22 protein-coding genes are annotated in these 21,314 nt (G+C 60.1%); 17 read left to right on the top strand and 5 right to left on the bottom strand.

What is annotated here, in order from left to right; genetic code table 11:
- Positions 1-2 precede the first annotated feature (2 nt).
- Genes DFT_RS16195 through DFT_RS16185 form a run of 3 tightly spaced genes read left to right on the top strand, consistent with a single transcriptional unit; the run spans position 3 to position 3,487 of the window.
- The gene (locus DFT_RS16195) at positions 3-788 is read left to right on the top strand and encodes a lysophospholipid acyltransferase family protein (RefSeq protein WP_054032185.1); all 786 of its coding nucleotides are present in this window, start codon (positions 3-5) and stop codon (positions 786-788) included.
- A 7-nt stretch (positions 789-795) separates the two neighbouring features.
- Positions 796-2,286, top strand: coding sequence for a B12-binding domain-containing radical SAM protein (locus DFT_RS16190; RefSeq protein ID WP_054032184.1), 1,491 nt, complete (start codon positions 796-798; stop codon positions 2,284-2,286).
- Positions 2,287-2,338: 52 nt separating this feature from the next.
- Positions 2,339-3,487, top strand: coding sequence for a THUMP domain-containing class I SAM-dependent RNA methyltransferase (locus DFT_RS16185; protein ID WP_054032183.1), 1,149 nt, complete (start codon positions 2,339-2,341; stop codon positions 3,485-3,487).
- Positions 3,488-3,538: 51 nt separating this feature from the next.
- Here the strand turns inward: DFT_RS16185 and DFT_RS16180 are convergent, their stop codons facing one another.
- From DFT_RS16180 to DFT_RS16160, 5 genes are read right to left on the bottom strand one after another with little or no spacing between them, the layout of a single operon-like run.
- Entirely contained in the window at positions 3,539-4,801 is a 1,263-nt protein-coding gene (locus DFT_RS16180) for a B12-binding domain-containing radical SAM protein (RefSeq protein ID WP_054032182.1), read from the bottom strand.
- Complete coding sequence (locus tag DFT_RS16175) at positions 4,798-5,493, bottom strand: hypothetical protein (RefSeq protein WP_054032181.1); 696 nt, start codon at positions 5,491-5,493, stop codon at positions 4,798-4,800. The genes DFT_RS16180 and DFT_RS16175 overlap by 4 nt, the downstream gene beginning before the upstream one ends.
- Positions 5,490-6,110, bottom strand: a complete 621-nt coding sequence (locus DFT_RS16170) for an outer membrane lipoprotein carrier protein LolA (protein ID WP_054032180.1) — start codon at positions 6,108-6,110, stop codon at positions 5,490-5,492. Before DFT_RS16170 ends, DFT_RS16175 begins: the two co-directional genes overlap by 4 nt.
- Before the next feature lie 36 nt (positions 6,111-6,146).
- Complete coding sequence (gene fabG, locus DFT_RS16165; protein ID WP_054032179.1) at positions 6,147-6,884, bottom strand: 3-oxoacyl-ACP reductase FabG; 738 nt, start codon at positions 6,882-6,884, stop codon at positions 6,147-6,149.
- Between the two features lie 48 nt (positions 6,885-6,932).
- Entirely contained in the window at positions 6,933-7,376 is a 444-nt protein-coding gene (locus DFT_RS16160; protein WP_152972025.1) for a hotdog family protein, read from the bottom strand.
- Between the two features lie 147 nt (positions 7,377-7,523).
- On the opposite strand from DFT_RS16160, the gene DFT_RS16155 reads away from it, so the two are divergent.
- The 14 genes from DFT_RS16155 to DFT_RS16090 all read left to right on the top strand — a co-directional run bounded on the left by DFT_RS16155 (position 7,524) and on the right by DFT_RS16090 (position 21,280).
- On the top strand, positions 7,524-7,790 hold the full coding sequence (locus DFT_RS16155; RefSeq protein ID WP_054032494.1) for a phosphopantetheine-binding protein: 267 nt from the start codon (positions 7,524-7,526) through the stop codon (positions 7,788-7,790).
- Entirely contained in the window at positions 7,787-9,955 is a 2,169-nt protein-coding gene (locus tag DFT_RS16150) for a beta-ketoacyl synthase N-terminal-like domain-containing protein (RefSeq protein WP_054032177.1), read from the top strand. The genes DFT_RS16155 and DFT_RS16150 overlap by 4 nt, the downstream gene beginning before the upstream one ends.
- Entirely contained in the window at positions 9,952-11,301 is a 1,350-nt protein-coding gene (locus tag DFT_RS16145; RefSeq protein ID WP_054032176.1) for a lipid biosynthesis B12-binding/radical SAM protein, read from the top strand. The genes DFT_RS16150 and DFT_RS16145 overlap by 4 nt, the downstream gene beginning before the upstream one ends.
- 55 nt (positions 11,302-11,356) lie before the next feature.
- Positions 11,357-11,707 (top strand): 3-hydroxyacyl-ACP dehydratase FabZ family protein, encoded by a 351-nt coding sequence (locus tag DFT_RS16140; RefSeq protein WP_054032175.1) that lies wholly within the window; start codon positions 11,357-11,359, stop codon positions 11,705-11,707.
- Positions 11,708-11,886: 179 nt separating this feature from the next.
- Complete coding sequence (locus DFT_RS16135) at positions 11,887-12,159, top strand: phosphopantetheine-binding protein (RefSeq protein WP_054032174.1); 273 nt, start codon at positions 11,887-11,889, stop codon at positions 12,157-12,159.
- A 173-nt stretch (positions 12,160-12,332) separates the two neighbouring features.
- Complete coding sequence (locus DFT_RS16130; protein ID WP_054032173.1) at positions 12,333-13,430, top strand: radical SAM protein; 1,098 nt, start codon at positions 12,333-12,335, stop codon at positions 13,428-13,430.
- 46 nt (positions 13,431-13,476) lie between these two features.
- The gene (locus tag DFT_RS16125; RefSeq protein WP_054032172.1) at positions 13,477-14,475 is read left to right on the top strand and encodes a radical SAM protein; all 999 of its coding nucleotides are present in this window, start codon (positions 13,477-13,479) and stop codon (positions 14,473-14,475) included.
- Between the two features lie 165 nt (positions 14,476-14,640).
- Positions 14,641-15,891, top strand: a complete 1,251-nt coding sequence (locus tag DFT_RS16120) for a beta-ketoacyl-[acyl-carrier-protein] synthase family protein (RefSeq protein ID WP_054032493.1) — start codon at positions 14,641-14,643, stop codon at positions 15,889-15,891.
- 85 nt (positions 15,892-15,976) lie between these two features.
- Positions 15,977-17,242 (top strand): beta-ketoacyl-[acyl-carrier-protein] synthase family protein, encoded by a 1,266-nt coding sequence (locus DFT_RS16115; protein WP_054032171.1) that lies wholly within the window; start codon positions 15,977-15,979, stop codon positions 17,240-17,242.
- A 2-nt stretch (positions 17,243-17,244) separates the two neighbouring features.
- A complete protein-coding gene (locus DFT_RS16110) occupies positions 17,245-17,724 on the top strand; it encodes an acyl-CoA thioesterase (protein WP_054032170.1) in 480 nt (159 codons plus the stop codon).
- On the top strand, positions 17,703-19,238 hold the full coding sequence (locus DFT_RS16105) for a 4'-phosphopantetheinyl transferase superfamily protein (protein WP_054032169.1): 1,536 nt from the start codon (positions 17,703-17,705) through the stop codon (positions 19,236-19,238). The genes DFT_RS16110 and DFT_RS16105 overlap by 22 nt, the downstream gene beginning before the upstream one ends.
- Positions 19,235-19,822, top strand: a complete 588-nt coding sequence (locus tag DFT_RS16100; RefSeq protein WP_054032168.1) for a glycerol-3-phosphate acyltransferase — start codon at positions 19,235-19,237, stop codon at positions 19,820-19,822. The genes DFT_RS16105 and DFT_RS16100 overlap by 4 nt, the downstream gene beginning before the upstream one ends.
- A 61-nt stretch (positions 19,823-19,883) precedes the next feature.
- Complete coding sequence (locus DFT_RS16095) at positions 19,884-20,945, top strand: AMP-binding protein (protein ID WP_152972024.1); 1,062 nt, start codon at positions 19,884-19,886, stop codon at positions 20,943-20,945.
- Entirely contained in the window at positions 20,939-21,280 is a 342-nt protein-coding gene (locus tag DFT_RS16090) for an AMP-binding enzyme (protein ID WP_054032166.1), read from the top strand. The genes DFT_RS16095 and DFT_RS16090 overlap by 7 nt, the downstream gene beginning before the upstream one ends.
- Positions 21,281-21,314 lie beyond the last annotated feature (34 nt).

The raw sequence follows: 21,314 nt of genomic DNA, 5'->3' as shown, positions 1-21,314 counted from the left end.
GTATGAATCCATCCGCCGGATCGGATGGAGCGGCCACGCGACCCAGCCCCAGGTGGCTGTTTGGTTTGGTCGACTTTGGCGTCACCATCGTTTTATGGGTCTATTTTACACTGGGTTTCGTGGTGTTCTTCGGGCCGTTTTATCTGCTGGCCATGATCATGGGGCCGGATCGCCATCTGCGCTTTCAGAAACTCAACCACCTTTTTTACCGGGGTTTTATCAAGATCTGCCGGCTGCTCATGCCCCGGCAGCAGTGGCGTATCGACCCGCGTCTGGCCGGCGTTCGATCATCGGTGATCGTATGCAACCACATCTCCTACATGGACCCGATTTTGCTGATCGCCCAGTATGCGCGCCACACGACTATCGCCAAGAATCGGCTGTTCGGGTTTCCGATCCTCGGCTGGCTGTTGCGCAATTCCGGCTATCTGCCATCGGCTTCCCAGGGAAAACTGGCCGACTTGACGAGCCGGCGCCTGGCGGCCATGCCGGCCTTTCTGGCATCCGGCGGGAACCTGATCGTATTTCCGGAGGGCACCCGCAGCCGCGACGGCACGGTAGGCGACTTCAATGCCGGTGCGTTTAAAATCGCCCGGCTTTGCCGCGCCCCGCTGGCCGTGGTTCGCATTCGCAACACCAATCGGCTGTTTACGCCCGGAAAATTTCTTTTCAATACGTGTAGTGCCAACACCCATACGCTCGAGTTGCTGGCCCAGCTCACACCGGATTACGGCGGCACGAATTTTTCATTGACCGATCTGATGGCACAGGTCAGGGCAATCCTATAGGAGTCCCATGAAAGTCGTTTTGATCTCCATGCCGGACGTGGTTCCCTTGGTGATTCATGAATCCGCCGTTCACACCCCCAGCCACGGGATCGCCTGCATCGGCGGCAATATCGATTCCGAACACGACGTCTACCTGATCGATCTGGTGCGCAAGCGCCGCTCGATCCGCAAATATCTCACCCGCACCCTGAATCGGATCCAGCCGGACCTGGTCGGTCTGTCGGCCATGGCCTGGCAATACGATACCTGCGTGAAAGTGGCGCGTCTGGTCCGATCGTTGTGCCCCCAGGCCAAGATCGTCCTCGGCGGATACCATGCGACTCTCATGGCCGAGGAGATCGCCGTTTCACCCGAAGCCGAGGTGATCGACTTTATCGTGCGAGGGGAAGGGGAGGAGGCCTGCCGGCGCCTGGTGAACGCCCTGGCCGGCAAGGATCGGTTCGAAGCCATTCTCTCCCTCAGCTACAAGAGCAACGGCAAGTTCGTCCACAACGAGCGCAGCGCCCCCCTGGATTTGAGCCTTCTGAAACCGCCCATCCGGGACAAACGGCGCCTCACCTGGGGGTATCACATGATGTACTCCAGGATCGAATTGCTAGAGACCTCCCGCGGCTGTACCCGGACCTGCAACTTCTGCAGCATGAAGCACATGTACGGCCGGACCTTCCGCGCCTTTCCCATCGAGCGCGTCCTGGCCGATCTGGACGAAATCTACTACACGTGCAGGACCCGCTGGGTGTTTGTCATCGACGACAACATGGTGCTCGATCCCGACCGGGTGATTCGCCTGTGTGACGCCATCATCGCCCGCAAGTACCGCAACCTGCATCTGATCGTGCAGGCCGATTGCGTCTCCATGTCCCGCAACCCGGAAATGGTGCGCAAGTTGGCCCAGGCCGGGTTCCGGATCGTATTTCTCGGTATCGAAAACGCCTCCCAGAAGAACCTGATCGCCGCCCACAAAGGCGACATTGTCAGCGCCTCCGAAGAGGCCGTGGCCTTGTGCCATCGTTACGGGATCATGGTCATCGCCGGAATGATCTTCGGTTTTCCCGAGGACGACGAGCAGGCCATCATCGACAACTACCAATTTCTCAATACCGTCGAGGCCGATGCCAACATCTGCCAGATCCTGACCCCCTACCTGAAGACCGGCATGCGTGAGGACCTGATCAAGAAAGGACTGGTGGTCAATCAGACGGACTATAAGAAGTACAACGGCCAGTGGGCCAACGTGCGCACCCATCATCTGACGGCGGATCGGTTGCAGTATCTCTTCTGGTACCATCGGCAGAAGGTGCTGGGATGGTGGAATCCGTCCCGGCGGGTAAGAAGCCAGGGTCGCGGTTGGACCGCCATATGGAATTACCTTTTCAAACCGGTACTCAAGCTTCACTACGACTATGTACTCAGAAAGCACGGCTGGGAAGGGCGCCATAAACGCGAGATGGAGCGGCTCAGCCGCATGAACAGGTTTCCGGATCTGGAGACGTTCTGATCTTCGGGGGAATGGGGATGGCGTGTGTCCCCCGTGCCGGTGAATTGAAACCATGACCCCTTTTGAATATCAACTGAACCACCGCTATTTCGCCCAGGTGGCTGCCGGCGTGGAAGCTCTGGCCGCAACTGAACTCGGCGCCCTGGGGGCCGTCGAAATCGAAGCGACCCTTCGGGGACTCCACTTTTCGGCGGAATCGGAAAATCTCTATCGGATTCACTACCAGTCGCGTCTGCTCACACGATTGCTGGCGCCCCTGATATCCTTTCGCTGCCGGCATCGCGAAGATCTCTATCGTGCCGCGCGAAGCGTCGCCTGGACCACGATCTTTTCTCCGGTCCAGACCTTCGGGGTCTTTGCCAATGTCTCCGGTAACCGCAACTTGACACATTCCAAATTCGCGGCGCTGTGCGTAAAAGATGCCGTGGCCGACGCCTTCAGGAAGGAACACGGCGAGCGACCCGACGTGGATCGCCGCAATCCCGACATCTGGATCCATCTGCATATCGCCGATGAACGGGCCACCATCAGCCTGGACACATCGGGCGGTTCGCTGCATCGGCGGGGTTATCGGCGCCAGAGCGTCGAGGCACCCATGCAGGAGACACTGGCGGCGGCCATCCTGGTCCTTTCCGGCTGGCAGGGAGAACGGCCGCTTTACGATCCCATGTGCGGCAGCGGCACCCTGTTGTGCGAGGCCCTCATGCATCTGTGCCGCATACCGGCCGGTTATCTGAGGACGAGATTCGGCTTGCACCGTTTGCCTGATTTCGATCGGAAGCTCTGGGAGCGGGTCAAACGAGAGGCGGACGGCAGAATGGTCCCACTTAAGCCAGGCTGGATTGCCGGCAGCGATATCGATCCGCGTGCCGTCCGCGCGGCGCTCGCCAACCTGGGTGCTTTGCCCGGCGGCGCATCGGTGCCGGTGCATCGCGCCGCCTTCGATGATCTGCCCGGACTCGAAGACCGGCTGATCGTCTGCAATCCACCTTACGGTCTGCGTTCGGGCCGGGATATCGAACTCAATGCCTTCTACAAGGCATTCGGCGATTTTCTCAAGCGGCGCTGCAACGGATCGCAGGCCTACGTCTACTTCGGCAACCGGGAGATGCTCAAACAGATCGGCTTGCGGCCGGCCTGGAAGAAGCCGCTGCGCAATGCCGATCTTGACGGCCGTCTGGCCAAGTTCGAGCTCTATTAGATCTTACGGCGCCGTCCTGCAACAACTTTTACATGGCCCTGAATTTCTGCCTCATCCGGCCTTACGTCCAAAGGCCATGTCACGCAGCTCGGGCTTGCGCGGCCGGTAGGTGTTGTCTTCCATCTCTTTTCGAATCACCTGGGTAAAGAGCTTGGACATCTTTATCTCCTGGGGTTCGTCATGATAGAAGGTGTCCCAGGCATAGGCCAGCAGCTCCTGCAACTTCTCCGCACTCATATGCTTGGGGTGGTAGACTACCTTGTCGGCCGAATATTCATCCCAATCATAGGTGAAAATGCGGTTTTGGCCGTGCAGCTCATCCCAGGCCTTGGTGTGGGGAAAGGGTGTCAGGACGGTGAACTCGGCCAGGTCCAGTTCGATGTCCAGAAGAAAATCGATCAACTGTTTGATGTAGTCTTCGGTGTGGCGATCGAGACCGATCAGGATCGTGCCTTCGACCCCGATGCCGTTGTCATGGTATCGCTTGATGCGGTCGCGGATGTAATCTGAGGTGTCGAATACAGCCTGGTAGACATACCAGGCGCCGGCCTGGGCCGCCAGGTCGAGCACTTCGGGATGATCTTCGATGGGATGGCAGCACCATTTCTTTTTTAAAGGAATCATCTCCTTGAAAAGGTCCAATTCCCACTGGGTGTCCTGGGCCAGGGAGTTGTCCACCAGGAAGAGGCGATTGTTGTCGATGGCCTCCATTTCGGCGATGGTCTTGTCGATGGGGCGCGGTCTGAACTTGCGGCCGCCCAGGTAGGCCACGGCGCAGGGGTAGCAGTGGTAACGGCAGCCGCGGGATGCGTGCACCAGGTCCACCATCTGGACCCCTTTGTAGTTGTAAAGATCGCGCTGAAGGATGTCGCGTCGGGCGGTGCCGACCATCTCGATGGGAGGCTGTTGATCCAGGTAGTCATAGACGGGCTTGAGTTTCCCGCTGCGAAGATCGGAAAAGACCTCTTCCATGCGGCCTTCGGCTTCGCCCAGAAAGACTGCGTCGGCATGCGTCATAGTCTCTTCGGCATGCAGCATGGTGGCAATGCCACCGAAAATGACGGGGATTCCCATCTGTCGGTATCGATCGGCAATTTCCCAACCGCGTTTGACCTGGATGGTGAGCATCATGGAGATGCCGACCACGTCGGGCCTGTCGTTAAAATCGATGGTTTGCAGATTCTCGTCGATGAAGTCCACCTCGACGTCTTCGGGCAGCGCAGCTGCGAAGACCACCGGACCGTGGGGCGGCAGATGGAACTCGGTCTGGCGCATGAGTTTGGACCATTTGGGGTAGATCAGTTTGAGTCTCATGGATTAACCTTTTTTGAGCTTGGATGGATAGTCAAGGGTTGGGCCTCGACCAGGGTCATTCGTAACTGGTAGCCGACGAGGCCGTGGGCTTCTAACAGGATCTGGTTGGGCATCCCCTGTTCGGACCGGCCCTGGTCAGACACGGGCCGCACGGTACGAACCAGGCGATGACGCCGGTCGTACCGATGGATGACCCAATGGGCTTGGTCTTGTGTTTCGATGTCCTGGGTACCGCCGTCGGGTAGCTGGTAGCGGTATGCCCGCGTGCCGTCGTACAAACGCCCGGTCTGGATATACGGCCGGTCAGGGGTGAAAAAAACCATGCGCAGGTCTTCGACGATGCCTACGGCCATTCCGGGTCGGTCGAAGGGGGCCACGGCCCGTTGGACGGACAGGGTGCCGTCATCGAACGTCGCCTGGAAGAGCACCATGCCCTCCAGGGTCATCATCACGCAATGCGCGGAGCGCGTGTGGGATGAGATCTGGCTCAGCCCCAGGAGGGTCTGTTTCCCGCCGCCGGGTCCGGTGGCTTCGATGGCATGCAGCAGCTGCCAGTCACCCTGGAGAAAAATAGATGCCGGGAAACTGCCGGTGGGCGCGTCATCGGGTGGCGTCGGTTGGATGTCGGGCAGGTGCGAACAAGCGATCGGCAGACAGATCAGTAGCAAAATGAGTCGTGACAGGTGGATCATGGCACTTCCCGGAAGATCGATGCGTCGATGGGCGTGTTGAGCGTGGTGTCGGAGAACAGCATGTGTGTATAGGCCTCCGGGCTCTCGAAGATGAACACATCCCTGATCATGCCCGGTTCTTCCGCCAGGTGGATTTCAATCCGTTGGATGATTTCCTTGAATCCCTTTTCTTTGGGCGTCAGCACGATGCGTCCGGCGCCTTCCAGTTGCGCGGCGAACATCTCGCTTTCATCGAAACGGCCCTGGAGCCATCGGGTGATCTCGTCGAGTACCACCTGCATGGCGTCCAGACCGGCGCTGCGCTCCATTTCCAGGCCCGATGCGGTTTGGACATAGCGCTTGACGCTGCCGTCGTGCATGAGCAAGATACTTTGAACCGGATGGGTATATTCCCAACGCAGCGATCTTGGTGCCTGGTAGTAGAACACCCCTTCGGAGATCAACGGCCTGGCCAGGATCTTCAGGTGCTTTTCCTGACGGAACGCGGCCGTTACCGATGTGACCGTGCCGGCCGTGGACTTGAGTTCATCCCAACTGCCGGCCCAGCCGATGCACAAGACAGCGATCAGCGGGAGCAGGAGATACGTTTTGTTTTGTTTTTTGTTCAGCTTGCTCATCGATCGCCTGTCTCACAAGGGCCGTGTTGAAAAAAATCAGAACATGCCGCCGTTGACGCTGATCACCTGTCCGGTCACGTACGAGGCATCCGGGGAACAGAGAAAACGGACCACCCGGGCCACCTCTTCGGCCGAACCCAATCGGGCCATTGGAATCATCCCCTTGATCTTCTGCACCGGGGCATCGTGGATCATTTCGGTCTGGATCAACCCCGGGGCCACGACATTGACGCGGATGCCCAGCCGGGCCACCTCCGACGCCACCGAACGGCTGGCGCCGATCAGACCTGCTTTGGCCGCGGCATAGTTGGACTGCCCGCGGTTGCCCATGATCCCGGCCACCGAAGCGATGGATACCACGGCACCGCGCTTCTGGACCACCATTTTTTCCAGTATCGGCCGGGTCACATTGTAAAACCCCTGTAACGTGATGTCTATGACGCTGCGCCATTTGTCCGGCGTCATCATGATGAACAATTCATCGGCGATGCGTCCGGCATTGTTGATCAGTGCGTCCACCGTCGGGTAGGTGTTGAATATGGTTTCCAGACCCTTCTGGGTGGCGTCTGGGTCGGCTACGTCGAACGGCACGCACATACCCCTGCTGCCGGCCGCCTCGACCTGCTCGAGGGTTTCACGGGCACCATCGGCGTCGGAAAAGTAGTTGATGATTACCTGGTAACCGTTGGCCGCCATCTCCACACAGATGGCCCTGCCGATTCCCTTGCTCCCCCCGGTGACCAGGGCAACCGGCTGATTGACGATATCGTTCATCTTCTATGCTCCGTTCGATGATATTAAATGATGCAGAAATTGGACTTCTTACGGTGTCGCCAACGGTTCGGCCTGCACCAACTGCAGCGTCACCTCGGCCACCGGTTTTCCCTCGATTGTTGCAATGCCCTGAATCTCCCTGAAGTTGTCATATGCAAATTGGTTGACCGATTCAACCACGATTGTCGTATGGGCGGCAATGGCTCGGACCTGGAAACGGGCCGATTTTATCCCTACGATCCACCCGCGGCGGTCGGTACCAGGGCCGTCGCGTTTGAACAGTTCCCAGCCGTTGTTGATGGCCGCCGTCTGAGCGACCAATTCGATCAATATCAGTGCATTGACCCCATCCGGCCCCATCAGCGGCCAATCGTGCCCGACAACCGATCGCGTGGCAGCCGACTGGTCGTCGAAGGTGATGATCTCCGAGATCAGCAGCATGGGCCGGCGATGGGGAACGAGTGCTTCCAGGTCGATTCGTGGCGTCGTCATGGCGTTGTGTTACGCAGCTCGAAAAAACATTGAAAAGATAGCGTTAAGCATATAGATTAATAAATTTACAAAAACCGGATGGTACTATATCACACGCCGTGTGTCCATCCACACGTTAATCTTAATGATGTTTTAATGGACAGGTTCATGGATCAACTTATTGCGGAACTGAAAAGTAAGATCGTCGACATTTTGAATTTGCCGGATGTCAAACCCGAGGACATCCAAGAGGACGACCAACTGGTCGGCGGAGAGCTTGGCATCGATTCCATCGATGTGCTGGAGATGGTCATCATGATCGAGAAAGATTATGGTGTGGCCATCAACAACAAAGAGTTGGGTGCCAAGGTGTTTGCCACGCTGCGGACACTGGCCGCCTACATCCAGGAGAAAGCGCCGGAGCTTCCCAATTGACAGGTGGTGCCGTCTACATTGTCGGCATGGGTATTGTCAGCCCGCTCGGCCTTGGTCTGGACGAGACCACGGATGCATTGATCAACGCCAGACGGGCGCTCACAACGGCAAGCCCGTTTCCGATAGCGTTGCCGCGGCATCTGCCGGTCGGCGCGGTCTCATTGGCAGATGCGGGGCAAAGTCCGCCGCGGACCCACCGGTTGGCCCGCCTGGCCGCAGATCGAGCCCTGGCGGGTTGTGACATCCCACCCGATGCCATCGTGCTTGGCACTACCACCGGGGGAATACTGACCACCGAGTCCCTGTTTGAACAAAAGATCGACGATCCAAAGCGTTATGGCTTGCACGCCCTGGGTTCGGTCGCCGAGGATATCGCCCGTCGCAGCGGTTGCGTCGGACCCGTGATAACGGTTTCCACAGCCTGCTCTTCGGGAGCAGTGGCCATCAAGCTGGCAATGGAGATGCTGCGTCGCGGTCTGGCCCACCGCGTGTTGGCCGGCGGTGCGGACTCGCTTTGCCGGCTGACCTACTTCGGTTTCAATGCCTTGCAGCTCATCGATCCCGACGGGGCCCGTCCGCTCGACCGGGATCGCCGCGGGATGTCGGTGGCCGAAGGTGCAGCCATGCTGTTGCTGTCACTGGCACCGGGGGATGTGGCCTGCCCGCAGATCATCGGTGCAGGTCTGTCGTGCGATGCCTACCATGCCACCACCCCGCATCCCGAAGGCGCCGGTGCCACGGCTGCCATGCGGGCGGCATTGGACGATGCCGGAATCTCTGTTGCAGAAATCGATTATATCAATCTGCACGGCACCGGCACGATCGATAACGATCTCTCCGAGGCCAGGGCCGTGAAAACACTTTTTGGACCAGGACTCCCGCCGGCCTCGTCCATCAAGGGGGCCACCGGGCATCCGCTGGCCGCTGCGGGCGCCATCGAGGCTGTCGTCGGCGCCCTGTCCATCGATTGCGGGTTGATCCCGGCCAATGTGGGGTATCGTACGATCGATCCGGCCCTGGGTATTGCGCCGGTGGCATCGCCGCTGAGAGGGCCGGTCAGCACGGTCTTGAGCAACTCGTTCGGCTTCGGCGGCAACAACGCCTCGCTGATCGTCTCCAGGACCGCGCGTCGTCCCGAAACCTCCCCGTCGGCGTCCGATCGCCCGGGCCTGACCATTGTGGGGCGTGCCTGCCTCACCGGTGCCGGGTTGACCGATGAGACGCACCGCGCTTTTTTTGCCGGCCATGCCTGCCGGGGAGTGCTGGCCGGCGAGGCGTTGGCCCAGGGACTGGCCCCGCGATTGATCCGGCGTCTGAAGCGCCTGCCTCAAATGGCCCTGTCCCTCGCCGTGCACGCCTGTGATGGCGCCGATGCGGAACGGATGCCGGTCATGGTCAGTTTCGGCACGGCCTGGGGGGCATTGTCCGAAACCCACGATTTTCTCGAACGATTGATCGAAACCGGTCAGCAATACCCTTCGCCCACCGATTTCATCGGCTCGGTGCACAATGCGCCGGCCGGGCAGATCGCCATGCTGTTGGGGGCCAAAGGGGCCAACGTAACGACTTCGGGTGGCGATTATTCCTTCGAGCAGGCCCTGCTCGCGGCCGATCTGTTGACCCGGCAAACGGCCGATCCGATATTCGTCGCCGCTGCCGACGAACATCATCCGGTGTTTTCGCCCTTGTTCGATGCGTCGGTCCGTCTGGCCGCCCAGCCCGCCGACGGCGGTGGCGGGTTGCTGCTGCAACGCCGGCAGGCGAAAGGCGCGACTTGCATCGACCTGGTCCACTATGGGGCCGGCGAACCAGCAGACGGCATGAAAGCGCTGGTCCAGGCGCTGGGTGGCGCGGCGGCCATGGATCGCCGGTTCGGCGCAGTGATGGTCGGTCTGCCGGCTGCCCGGCGCAAGCAGGCCCAACGGCAATTGGATTCATTCCTGGAGCTGAGCCGATTCCAGGGCGCGGTGATCGACTATCGCCGTCTGACCGGGGAGTTTGGCGGCGCTACAGCAGTAGCGTCGGTGCTCGCGACGGAGATGGTGGCACGCGGCAGCGTTCCCGGTCCGCTCGTCGGCAATAGCGACCAGGCGCTGAACGGCAAAGGCATGCTGGTGTTGGGGTTGGGTGATTTCATTACAGCGATCAGGATTGTCCCATCGTGAAGGTACTGCTGATTTCCGCCAATACGGTCCTTGAGCCCTATCCGGTCTACCCGCTGGGATTGGATTACGTGGCCGGCGCCATCGGCCCCGATCACCAGTTGCAGCGTCTGGACATGAATTGCCTCGCCGATGGGCAAGGACTCGCTACGGTGCTGGAAGGCTTTGCGCCCGATGTGATCGGCATTTCCCTGCGCAACATCGATAACACCGATGCCTTGCATCCCATGAGCTACATCCCGGACTACCAGCGACTGGTCGATCGGATCCGGCAGGTCAGCACGGCACCCATCGTCCTGGGCGGCAGCGGTTTCACCATCTTTCCCCAGGAATTGATGACGCTTCTGGCGGCCGACTACGGCGTGGTGGGGGAAGGCGAACGCATGGCCCCGCTGCTGACAGCCTTGGAAAAGGGAGAAGACCCGGCCTGTATAGAGGGCGTCATCGGTCGTGACGGCCTGGCCGCCAAACCGCGGCCCTGGACCAGGCAGGCGGTCAGACAGATGCCCGCCCAGCCGGACGATCTCGGTTTTTATCTGAAAAACGGCGGGATGCTCAACCTGCAGACCAAACGGGGTTGTCCGTTCAGATGCGTCTATTGCAGTTACCCGCATCTCGAAGGCCGAGCCATGCGCTATCGGCCGCCTCACGAGATCGCCGCTGACGCCGTGGCGCTCCAACAGGCCGGAGCCAAGTATCTGTTCATCACCGATTCGGCTTTCAATGCCCATCCTGAACAGAGCTTGTCGGTGGCTAAAGCCTTCAAGGCCGCCGGGCTCGCCATTCCCTGGGGGGGATTTTTCGCCCCGAACCGGATGCCGGACGGCTATTTCGACACCATGGCCGATTGCGGCCTCAAACATGTGGAGTTCGGGACCGAGGCGCTATGCGATCCGGTGCTGCGGGCCTATGGCAAGCCTTTCGATGTCGCCCAGGTCTTTGCGACCCATCGGGCGGCCAACGCAGCCGGTCTCCACGTGGCGCACTATTTTCTGTTCGCCGGTCCCGGCGAGAGCGAACACACCTTGTCTGAGACGCTGGCCAATATTGATAAATTGCATAAAGCCGTTATGTTTCTTTTTTGCGGTATGCGAATCTATCCCCACACCGCTTTGTATGCGTTGGCAAGAGAGCAGGGGCAGATCGACGCGTCCGAGAGCATTCTGGCGCCGGTCTTTTACCAGCCACCGGAGCTCAGCATCGCGCGTGCCGCAGAGATGATCGCCGGTCATGCGAAGGGACGGGATAATTGGGTGCAAGGGGCGGGCGCCGAAGAGACGGGTAATATTTTAAAACGAATGTACCGAAAAGGATTCACCGGCCCCTTGTGGGAATATCTCATCCGTTGAGTTGCCTTTGGTTGGCGAACGGGCCTCAACTATGAGATTTACAGGGAAAAGCACTATGTGGTACGACCTCACCGTCCGGCATCCAATCGATGCCGCAAAACTCAATGCCGAAGTCTATGTGCCGGCCGATTCGACCTGGTTCAACGGCCATTTCCCCGGCAACCCGGTGTTGCCCGGAATCGCCCAGCTCGGTATGGTTTTCGATCTGATCGGTCACGGGTTTTCAGGCGCGGTTCGTGTACGGGAAGTGAGTCGGGTGCGATTCAAGCAGATGATTCTACCAGGGGACCGCATCACCGTGACGGCCGAACCCAAGGCGGGGAAAGCGGGCACCTATGCCTTTCGTATTGCAAAAGGGGACGAACTGGTGTGCAGCGGCAATATGGCCGTTGAGCCCATTAAGTAGTGAACGCGTGTCCGTCCACAAGCAGGCCAATTGGGTCGAGATCAAGGCGCGCGAAAAATTTAACCGCAGGCATATGGTCGATGTTCCGAGGATTAAATTTTTCTCGCAACGCCGATATCGGGCAAATTGGTCATTAGTGGATGGGCACTGATGAAAGATCCCAAAGGAGAGAGTTAAGCATGGCTGTGGCGACTGAACTGGACAAGATGATGCACCGCGTTGCGGAGATCATGATCAATGAGCTGAAGCTGGAAGATGTCACTCCGGAAACCTTCGATCCGGACATCGACCTGGTGGACGAAGTCGGCATCGACAGCATGGACCTGGCGACCGTTGCGTTGGTTCTCCGTGATGAATACGCGGTGCGCATCGACGAGGACGATTACCCCAAGCTGACGACCGTCCGTTTGATTTCGGAATATTTGTTGAAGAAGATCGAGGCAAAGGTTTGAGTCGGAAGGATCGGCGTTTGAAAGTCGGAAAGTATGAAAGTAAGAAAGTTAAGGTCATCCGCCGATTTGATATATATTGACCTCCGTGTGTGAGGGTACATGTTTTTATTTGAACCTTTCGCCGAATTCACCGAGGGGACACATTTGTCTCCGGCGGTTCAGGGAGTTTTACAGTGGAAGCCAAACATTTAACCCATTCGACGTCGAAACCGGACACAGGGGCCGGCGAATGGAAATTTTCCGATCTGATCGCGGAACCCCATGTGCGGGAGCGATGGGATCGTGTACGCCGCTATTTTTTTTTGCGGGAGTCCACCTACGACATGACGAACCGGTGCAACATCCGGTGTGAAGGATGCTACTACTACAAAGGCGAAAAGCAGCATGCCCATGAAGTCGGCGATCCCGAAAAATGGCGATCGCTGATGAAATCGGAAAAGGCGCGCGGGATCACCTACGTGGTGCTGGCCGGCGCGGAGCCCTCTCTGGTTCCGGAGCTTTTGACGGTTTGCCACGAAGAGATGCCGTTGGGCTCGATCGCCACCAACGGGCTAAAATGGATTCCCGGATCGATCGGCTACAAGATTCATATTTCCGTCTGGGGGAATGACGACACCAGTCAGCGGGTTCGCGGCGCCAAGCAGATGCTGCAGCGGCAGATCGAAAACTACCGTGGCGATTCGCGGGCTGTCTTCGTCTACACCTTCACGCCGCACAACATTGCCGAAGCCGATCAAGTGACCCGCATTCTGGCCAGGGAGGGGTGCAAGATCACTTTCAACGTCTTCTCTTCGCCGGTGGGTTATACCGGCGCCCTGCGCCATACGGAATCATCTCTCCGGCAGACCCGCCAGGCCATGCTCAATTTGCTTCAGCGTTATCCCGAAACCGTGCTCTATTCGCACTACAACGCCGTGTCCCACACCCATCACCTGGGGCTCCATGCGCTTTTCGGCTGCTCCTATCCGCGTTGCAATCCGTCGACCGACATCGGGCTGGGCCGTTCGTTTCGCCAATACCGCACCGACCTGAATTGGGACCGCGATGCCGCCTGCTGCGTGCCGGATACCGATTGCCGGGATTGCCGCCATTACGCCGCCGGAAGCGCCGTGGTCACAGCCCGTCTGTTCCGGCATGCCTGCGAACCCGATGTGTTCGCCTCCTGGTTGGACTACGTCGATACCTACCTCGCTGTGTGGGTCACCGGGTACGATAAGGGGGTCAACTTGTGTCAGCGATGGGTGGCGCCGCCGGGGCACGATCTGTTTTAGCCTGTTTCGATGGGCCGCAAAGGCCCTGTCAGTTGAGGAGTCATGGATGAAGACCGTCAGTTCACTGCTGGATGACCATTGGCACGAACGCTACAAGAGGATTTCCAAACTCAATATCCGCAGTTCGATTTACGATGTGACCAACCGTTGCAACTTGAGATGCAAGGGGTGTTTTTTCTTTTCGTCGGATGAACATAAGGTGGCTGTCGAAGAGATGGATCTCCACAAATGGGAGGCGTTCATCGACAAGGAGATGGCCCGCGGGGTCAACCTGGCCATCCTTATCGGCGGCGAACCGACTCTTTGCCTGGATCGGGTCGAAGCCTTCTACAAGCGGTTGCCCACGTTCTGCGCCACCAACGGTTTGATCAAGGTCCCCAGGGACCGTTTTCCCGACATGATGGTGGGGATTTCCCTGTGGGGCGATGAGGAGGATGAGCGGCTCCTCAGGGGCAAGGACGCCTTTTCCATTTCCAGCAAGCACTACTATGGCGATCCCCATGCCTATTATCTTTACACCATCACCCCCAAGCAGATCGGCAAAACCGAACGGATCGTGCGCAAGATCGCGGATGCCGGCCTCAAGGTTCACATGCAGCTGCTATCCAACGACGAAGGGGTGGAGGGATTCTCCTGGCAGCCGGAAGAGCTTGCCGCGATTCGGGCGGAGATGGATGCCATGCTCGATGCCTACCCGCAGACCGTCATCTCATCCAGGTACTACCATGAGATCATTACCACCGGGAAAATGCTCGGTCGTTCGTTTGGCTGGCGGGAATGCCCATCCGTCACCCAGCCGCTGGACACGCGCCATCCGCAACCCAAGCGGCTGACCAATTTCATCCGCTGGGCATCGGATCTGAAGACCATGCACCGCTGCTGCACTTCGGAAACCCGGGACTGTTCGACCTGCAAGGATGGTGCGGCACACATGAGCTGGGTCATGGTCAACAAAAGGGCGCACATGCGATCGGCCAAGGACCTGCAGAACTGGATCGAGGTGTACGAAATGTTCGCCAAGCTCTACCAGTTCATTCCCTGGTAAGTCTGGGGCGGATTTGCCGCAATTTGAAGTCGGACATGTTGAGTTTAAAAGATAAAGATCAACAACCACCTGGACCGCAGGTGGTTTTCATTTTTGCAGCTTTGGGGTAGGATTATATTTTTGGCTTGGATGCCGGAAAAGGACATATCAACGGCGGTGCGAACCATGGATTCAAAAAGAGCGGTCATCATCGGCTATGATGCGGTTTCACCGCTGGGCCTCGATCTGGCCGCCCAATGGGACAGCGCCCTGCAGGGGCGAAGCGGCATCGGCCGTTTGACGCGCTTTCCGACCAGCGCCGACTTCCCGGTCCAGATCGCCGGCGAAGTGCCGGATATCGACCACCTGCCGTATGATTTCCTGAAGCCGCGCGAACAGGCCCGTTGGGTGTCGCCGATTTTCAAGTATGCCTTGTTGACCGTGCAGCGCGCCCTGGAGAGCTGCGGCCTGGAGATCACGCCGGCGTTGGCGCCCCGGACCGCCATCACTTACAGCAGCGCGGTGGGAGGCCTCGATGCGCTCCTGGACGCCGATCGCAAGCTGATGGCCGAGGGCAACCTGCCCATGCCTTACGTCAATCCCAACTCCTGCATCAACATGGTCACCGGCCGGGTCTCCATGTGGACCGGTGCCACGGGGCCGATCACAAGTACGATCACCGCCTGCGCGACCGGATTGACTTCCATGATCATGGGCGCCATGCTTCTCGAGTTGAATCGCGCCGATGTGGTGATCTGCGGCGCCGTGGATTTCGCGCTCGTGTCGCCCATCGTGGCCGGTTTCGCCACCATGAACGGCGCGTTCGTACCGAAGGAGGGCGAGCCTGCTGAGGCACCGGCGCTGGCCAGTCGGCCGTTTTCAGGGCATCGGCGCGGCTTCGTGATTTCCGAGGGGGCCGGCTGTATTCTGCTCGCTTCCCAGGCCTTCGCGGATGCGCACGGCCTCGATTATGCCGTGGCCATAGGGGGGTGGAGCATGACGTCGGATGCCTACCATTTCGTGGCCCCCAATTTCGAGACGGTTCGCCGCTGCATCCAGGAAAGTATCGAGCGGGGCGGCATCACCCCCGGGCAGGTGGACGCCATCAACGCCCACGCGACATCGACGCGGGTCGGCGACAAGGTCGAGTTCGATGCCTTGTCGGCGGTTTTTGGCCGGAAATTGCCGCCGGTGACCGCCAACAAGTCCCTCATCGGCCATGCCATGGGGGCCTCCAGCGCCATCGAGTCGGTTCTTGCAGTCCAGGGAATGGTGGAGGGCATCCTGCCGCCCACGATCAACTACCAGGCCGATCCGCAGATCGATATCGATTGCGTGGCCGAGGGATGCCGCAAGGTGGACCAGACCTTCGTGCTCAAGAATGCCTTTGGCTTCGGCGGATGCAACAGCTGCGTGCTGTTCGAGCGTTTGAAATGATTCGTATGACGGCCGCATCCATGAATGGCATAGGGCGGCTAAAAAAACGGTTCAGTCGGCAAAGAACATCGAGACACAGACGATTATGAAACAGGCTCTCAATCGAAAAGTATACGTGGTCGGCTACGACGTGGCCACGCCCCTGGGCAACGACTTCGCCTCGACCTGGCGACGTGCGGTCAACGGCGAGGCCGGCTTCCGGCGGGTGACGCGCTGCCAGACCACTTCACGCAGCAACGTGGTCGGCGAAATTCCCGACTGGAATCCCCAGTCGTTCGATTTCATCGACCGCAAGGAAGCCTACAACTGGAACGCGGATTTTGTCTTTCTCACCATGGTGGTGTGCAAGCGGGCCTTGGAAAACGCCCGCCTGGAGATGGATGACCGAACCGGCCCGCGCACGGCCTGCCTGATGGGATCGGCCCTGAACGGCTGCGATGCGCTGCGCATCGCATTTGAAAACTATACCCGGCGGGGGCCGCTGAAGGTCAGTCCCTACCTGTTGCCCAATCTGTGCGCCAACCTGCCGGCGGGCAAAGCCGGCATGCTGCTGGGGTTCACGGGCCCGATTTTTTCCCCCCAGGGGGCGTGCGCCTCCGGCAACCACGCCATCGCCATCGGCGCCCGCATGATTCGCGACGGCGATTGCGACTTTGTGATCGCCGGCGGGGCGGAGACTTGCCTGATTCCCGAAATCATCCAGGGTTTCGCCAACATGTGGGCCACCATCAAGGTCGAGCCCGGGGATCGGGCCTATGACGATCCCACCCAGGCCTCGCGACCGTTCAGCATCGATCGAAGGGGATTCGTGCTTTCCGAAGGCGGCGGTGCGGTGGTGCTGGCCGCCGACGAGATGGTGGCAGCGCTCAACTTGACGCCCAAGGCCGAGGTGCTGGGCATCGGCTGGACCTCGGACGCCCATCATTTCACCTTGCCGCACAAGGCGACCATCGTGCGCGCCATTGCCCAGGCCATCGAAGACGCCGGACTGCTGCCTCGGGATATCGAGTATGTCAATGCCCACGGCACGTCGACGCTCAAAGGGGACCTGGTCGAAGCCGAGAGCCTGCGTGAAGTCTTCGGGGAGCGTCTTTCAAAAATCCCTGTCTCTTCCAACAAATCCCAACTCGGGCATACCCTGGGCGCGGCCGGCGCCATCGAGGCGGCCCTGGGTATCGAGGCCATGCAGCAGGGCATCGTTCTGCCCACGGTCAACCACGTTCCGGATCCTGCATTCGCCGACATCGACGTGGTTCCCAACCAGCCGCGCCGGCACGCCCATGAATTTTTCTTGTCCAACAACTTCGGCTTCGGCGGCACCAACTGCTGCATCGTTTTCAGGGGGGTTTGACATTGCGCCCCAAGCCTTTTATCCCCGAGCCCATCGACGGCCATCCTGCCTATGTGCGCGACCGTAACGGCGGCCTGGTGTGGCACCAATGCAGGCTGCGAACCCTTTACGCCGATACGGACCGCTCCCAGGTGGTCTATCACGCCAACTACCTGCGCTATTTCGAGTTCGGACGCGCGTCGCTCATGCGCGAAGCGGCCTATCCCTATCGGGAGATCGAGGACAGCGGGTTCGTCTACCCGATCATTTCCACCGGGCTCGACTATTTCCGGCCGCTTCACTACGACGATGCCATGTTGATTCACACCCGCCCCGGCAAAAGGGAGCGGGTCAAGCTGCGTTTCGATTACGTGATTACCCACGACCCGAGCGGGGATATCGTCTGTATCGGCTATACCCGTCATTGTGCCGTGAATGCCAGGGGCATTCCCGTGGAAATCGATCCCAAGACGGTACGACTATGGGAGATTTTTCCAGAATAGGGCGCGCCGTGCGCCGGGAAGTGGAGATCGCGGTCCCCCCGTACGGGTTGGATCACCATTTCCAGGGGCGCGCCGTGCTGCCGGCCGTGGAGGCCATGCAAGCCTTGGCCGCGCAGGTGTCGGAGATCTATCCGCACATCGATGTGCACCACCTGGCGGCCGCCCGATTCGAAAAATTTCTGCCCCTGACGGCAGACGGCCCGTCGATCCGTGCCTTCTGCGACCTTTCCGAACAGCCGGGCGGTGCGATACGGGCCGCCCTGATCACCCGGCGCATCGCCAAGACCGCCCAGATGAGCCGCAGTGTCGTCCATGCCCAGATGGATTTCGGGAACGCCGGCGACTCCTTGCCGCCACTCGCGCTGGATCTGGCCGCCGCCCTGGAAGGGCCCTGTTTCAAGGTGACGCCCGAGCGGATCTATGCCCAGCTGGTCCCTTTCGGTTCGGCCTACCGCAATATCGTCCGGCCCCTTCTGCTCACCGCCGAAGGCGCGCTGGCCCATCTCCAGGCGCCGGATTTATCCCCTGGGCCGCTGGGCTCGCCCTTCGTGCTCGACGCCGCCTTCCATGCCGCCTGTGTGTGGAGCCAGCGCTTTGCCGGCCTGGTGGCGTTTCCGGTCGGCATCGCCCGACGGCGGATCCTGTCGCCGACCCAGGCGGGCCAGACCTATGTGGCCCGGATCTTACCGACAGAACCCCATGGACCGGTGCTCCGCTTCGATGCCTGGATTCTTGCGCCAGACGGCCGGGCCTGCGAGGTGGTGCAGGGGATCGAGATGCGCGATGTCAGCGGCGGACGACTGCAGCCGCCGGACTGGATCCGCAAAGGCGTGGCCGGTGAGGATGAACCGCTGTCATTTCAGCCCGATGTGACGATTACCCTCATCGAGCGTGATACGGTCATGGCCTTCGCCGGTCGCTGCCTGTCCGATCTTGAGCATCAGCGCATGGCGGCCATGGGCGATCGGCGCCGAACCGGCTATCTGGCGGCCCGCCTGGCCTGCAAGCGGCTGGCGCGAAAATTATCGGACAACGACCACCGGACGCCGCCCCGGGATCTGGAAACCTTGGCCGCGGACGCCGTTCGTCCGGTCTGCGCTAAGATCCATGGGGCAGGGGCGCTGGCTTGCAGCGTGGCCCATGACCGCCGTTTCGCGGTGGCGGCCGCCGGCCCGGGCGCCTTGGGTGTGGATGTGGAGCAGCTGAAGGCGGGCATCGAGAAGGCGCTGCACCTGTTCGCATCTCCCGACGAGCGGATCTGTGCAGAGCAGTTCGAGCCTGGCCCGATCCATGCGGCGATCCGGATCTGGTCCATCAAGGAGGCCGTGGCCAAGGCCCTCGGCATCTCCCTGGCCCAAGCCTGGGCGCAGACCGAGGTGGTTTCTGTCGGGCAAAGGGAGAGCCGTTTCGAATTGAGGCCGGGGTCCCAACAATGCGCCTATCACACCCCGATCGACGACCACCTGGTCACCCTGGTGCAACTCCCTGACCATGAGGCGGAGGCGGGCGCATGATCTCTATCGCATCTTTTTTGGCCGGTTTGATCTGCGCCTACCTGGCCGGATCGGTGAACTTTTCGATTCTTCTGTTTCGACTGCTCGGCAAGGACGATCCGCGCAGCCGTTTCAGCGGAAATCCCGGTGTCACCAATGTGTTTCGTCAAGCCGGGTGGCTGATGGCCGCCGTGATTCTCCTCCTCGATGTCGGCCGGGCCGCGGCCGTGGCGTTTCTGGCACGGCACTATTGGGAAACTGGCTGGGTGCCGTGGGCCGGTCTGGCGTTGATCATGGGCAACCATTTTCCCTGTTTTCACGGTTTCCGGGGCGGCAAGGGGGTTGCCAACCACCTGGGGTTCTATGCCGTATTGCTGCCTCTGGGTGCCGGATTGGCGGCCTTGACCTACGTCGCGGTTTTTGCGATGGTCCGTATTCCGTTCATCGGATCCTTCGGCATGCTCGCCGTTCTTGCGGGCTTCGGCGTCCATCGATGGGCGGGGCATCCGTTTGGCGCGGCGGCCGTCGTGATAACGGCGTTGTGCATCGTGTGGTTTCATCGCACCAATCTCGCCGCGTTGATCCAGCGGCGTAAAAGCGGATAGGTCTTTGAAAGGCAAGGATCGATGGTCGACCGGCAGCAACCCGAACTCCCATGAGGTATGTGTGGCATTTTTCAGAAGCGAGACAGAATTGAATCAATGGGTGGCGCGCCTGTTGAGCGGACCGGCGCAACCCCGAAAAGAGTTTGTTATCGGCGGGACCACCTTCGAACGGCTTTACGAGATGGCCGCCCATCTGCACCAGATGTTCCACAGCAGCGTCGAGACGCGGCGCGTCTGCCTGTGCACCGAAGACAAAGGCGTGATCACGGCGACGCTTCTGGCGGCCCTGGCCGGCGGTCCGAGCGTGATCCTGCCGTACGCTTCATCTCCTCAGGTGTTGTCCGAGTTGTATGGTCTGCTTCCCTATGAATGTGTGGTGACAGACCGTGTCGTCGAAGCGCCGCCGTCGGTCCGCTGTATCATTCCGGAAGGGGGCCGGGCGTCCTGGCCGCCCAGCGATGCCCTGCCGTCCAGGCCGCCGGGGGCCGAATGGGTGCGGCTTTTCACCGGCGGTTCCACCGGCGCCCCTAAAATGTGGACCAAAACCGTACGCAATTTGCTGGCCGAGACGATTTCCATTGTTGACCATTACCATGTCACCGACCAGGACCGTCTGGTGGCCACCGTCCATCCCAACCATATCTATGGACTACTCTATTCCATTTTAACGCCGCTGCTGGCATCGGCTGCCGTGTCCGGGGCCACACCCTCTTTTCCAGGCGAGATCGAATCGGCGATCGCCCAAACAGAGGCCACGATCCTGGTGAGCGTGCCGGCCCACTATCGCGCTCTCAACGGTCATGCGTTGACGGCGCCTGCCTTGCGGTTGGCCTTTTCCTCGGCAGGCATGCTGGCCGCCGAAGACGCGGCCGCCTTCAGCGCCCAGACCGGTGTCGGCATCGCCGAAATCTACGGTTCCACGGAGACCGGCGGCATCGCCGCACGGGTGCGTGCCGCCGGCGAGACCGATTTCAAACCCTATCGCACCATTGCGGTCCGCATCGAAGGGGAGCGGTTCAAGGTCCGGTCCGATTACCTTTCTCCCGAGCTCGAACGCGACACGGACGGCTATTTTGTCATGGGCGATCGCGTGGCTGCCACGGCCGGGGACGTTTCATGCTGATCGGACGGGCCGATGGCATCGTCAAGGTGGGCGGACGCCGGGTGGACCTGGAGGCGGTCAAGGAGTGCATCCGACAATTTCCCGGGGTGCGCGACGCCCTGGTAGTCTCCCTGCCGGTGGACACCGGGCGGGAAAACCAGGTCGTGGCCGTGGTCGAAGGCCGGGTGGATCCCGGCGACCTCGGCCGGTTTCTGGCCGAACGTCTGGAACCCTATGCCCGGCCGCGCACCATCAAGGTGCTGGATAAGCTGCCCATGACCGCAGCCGGCAAATACGATCGAAAAACCATTGAACAACTCTTTGTCTCGACACCGCGGAACGGCGGACAGGAATGAGCAAATCCCGCGAGGGCGCAGGATTTTCCGGCAG

Source organism: Desulfatitalea tepidiphila, assembly GCF_001293685.1.
Taxonomy (GTDB): domain Bacteria; phylum Desulfobacterota; class Desulfobacteria; order Desulfobacterales; family Desulfosarcinaceae; genus Desulfatitalea; species Desulfatitalea tepidiphila.
Note: the sequence above shows the minus strand (reverse complement) of the source record. Positions and strands in the feature narration are given on the sequence as shown.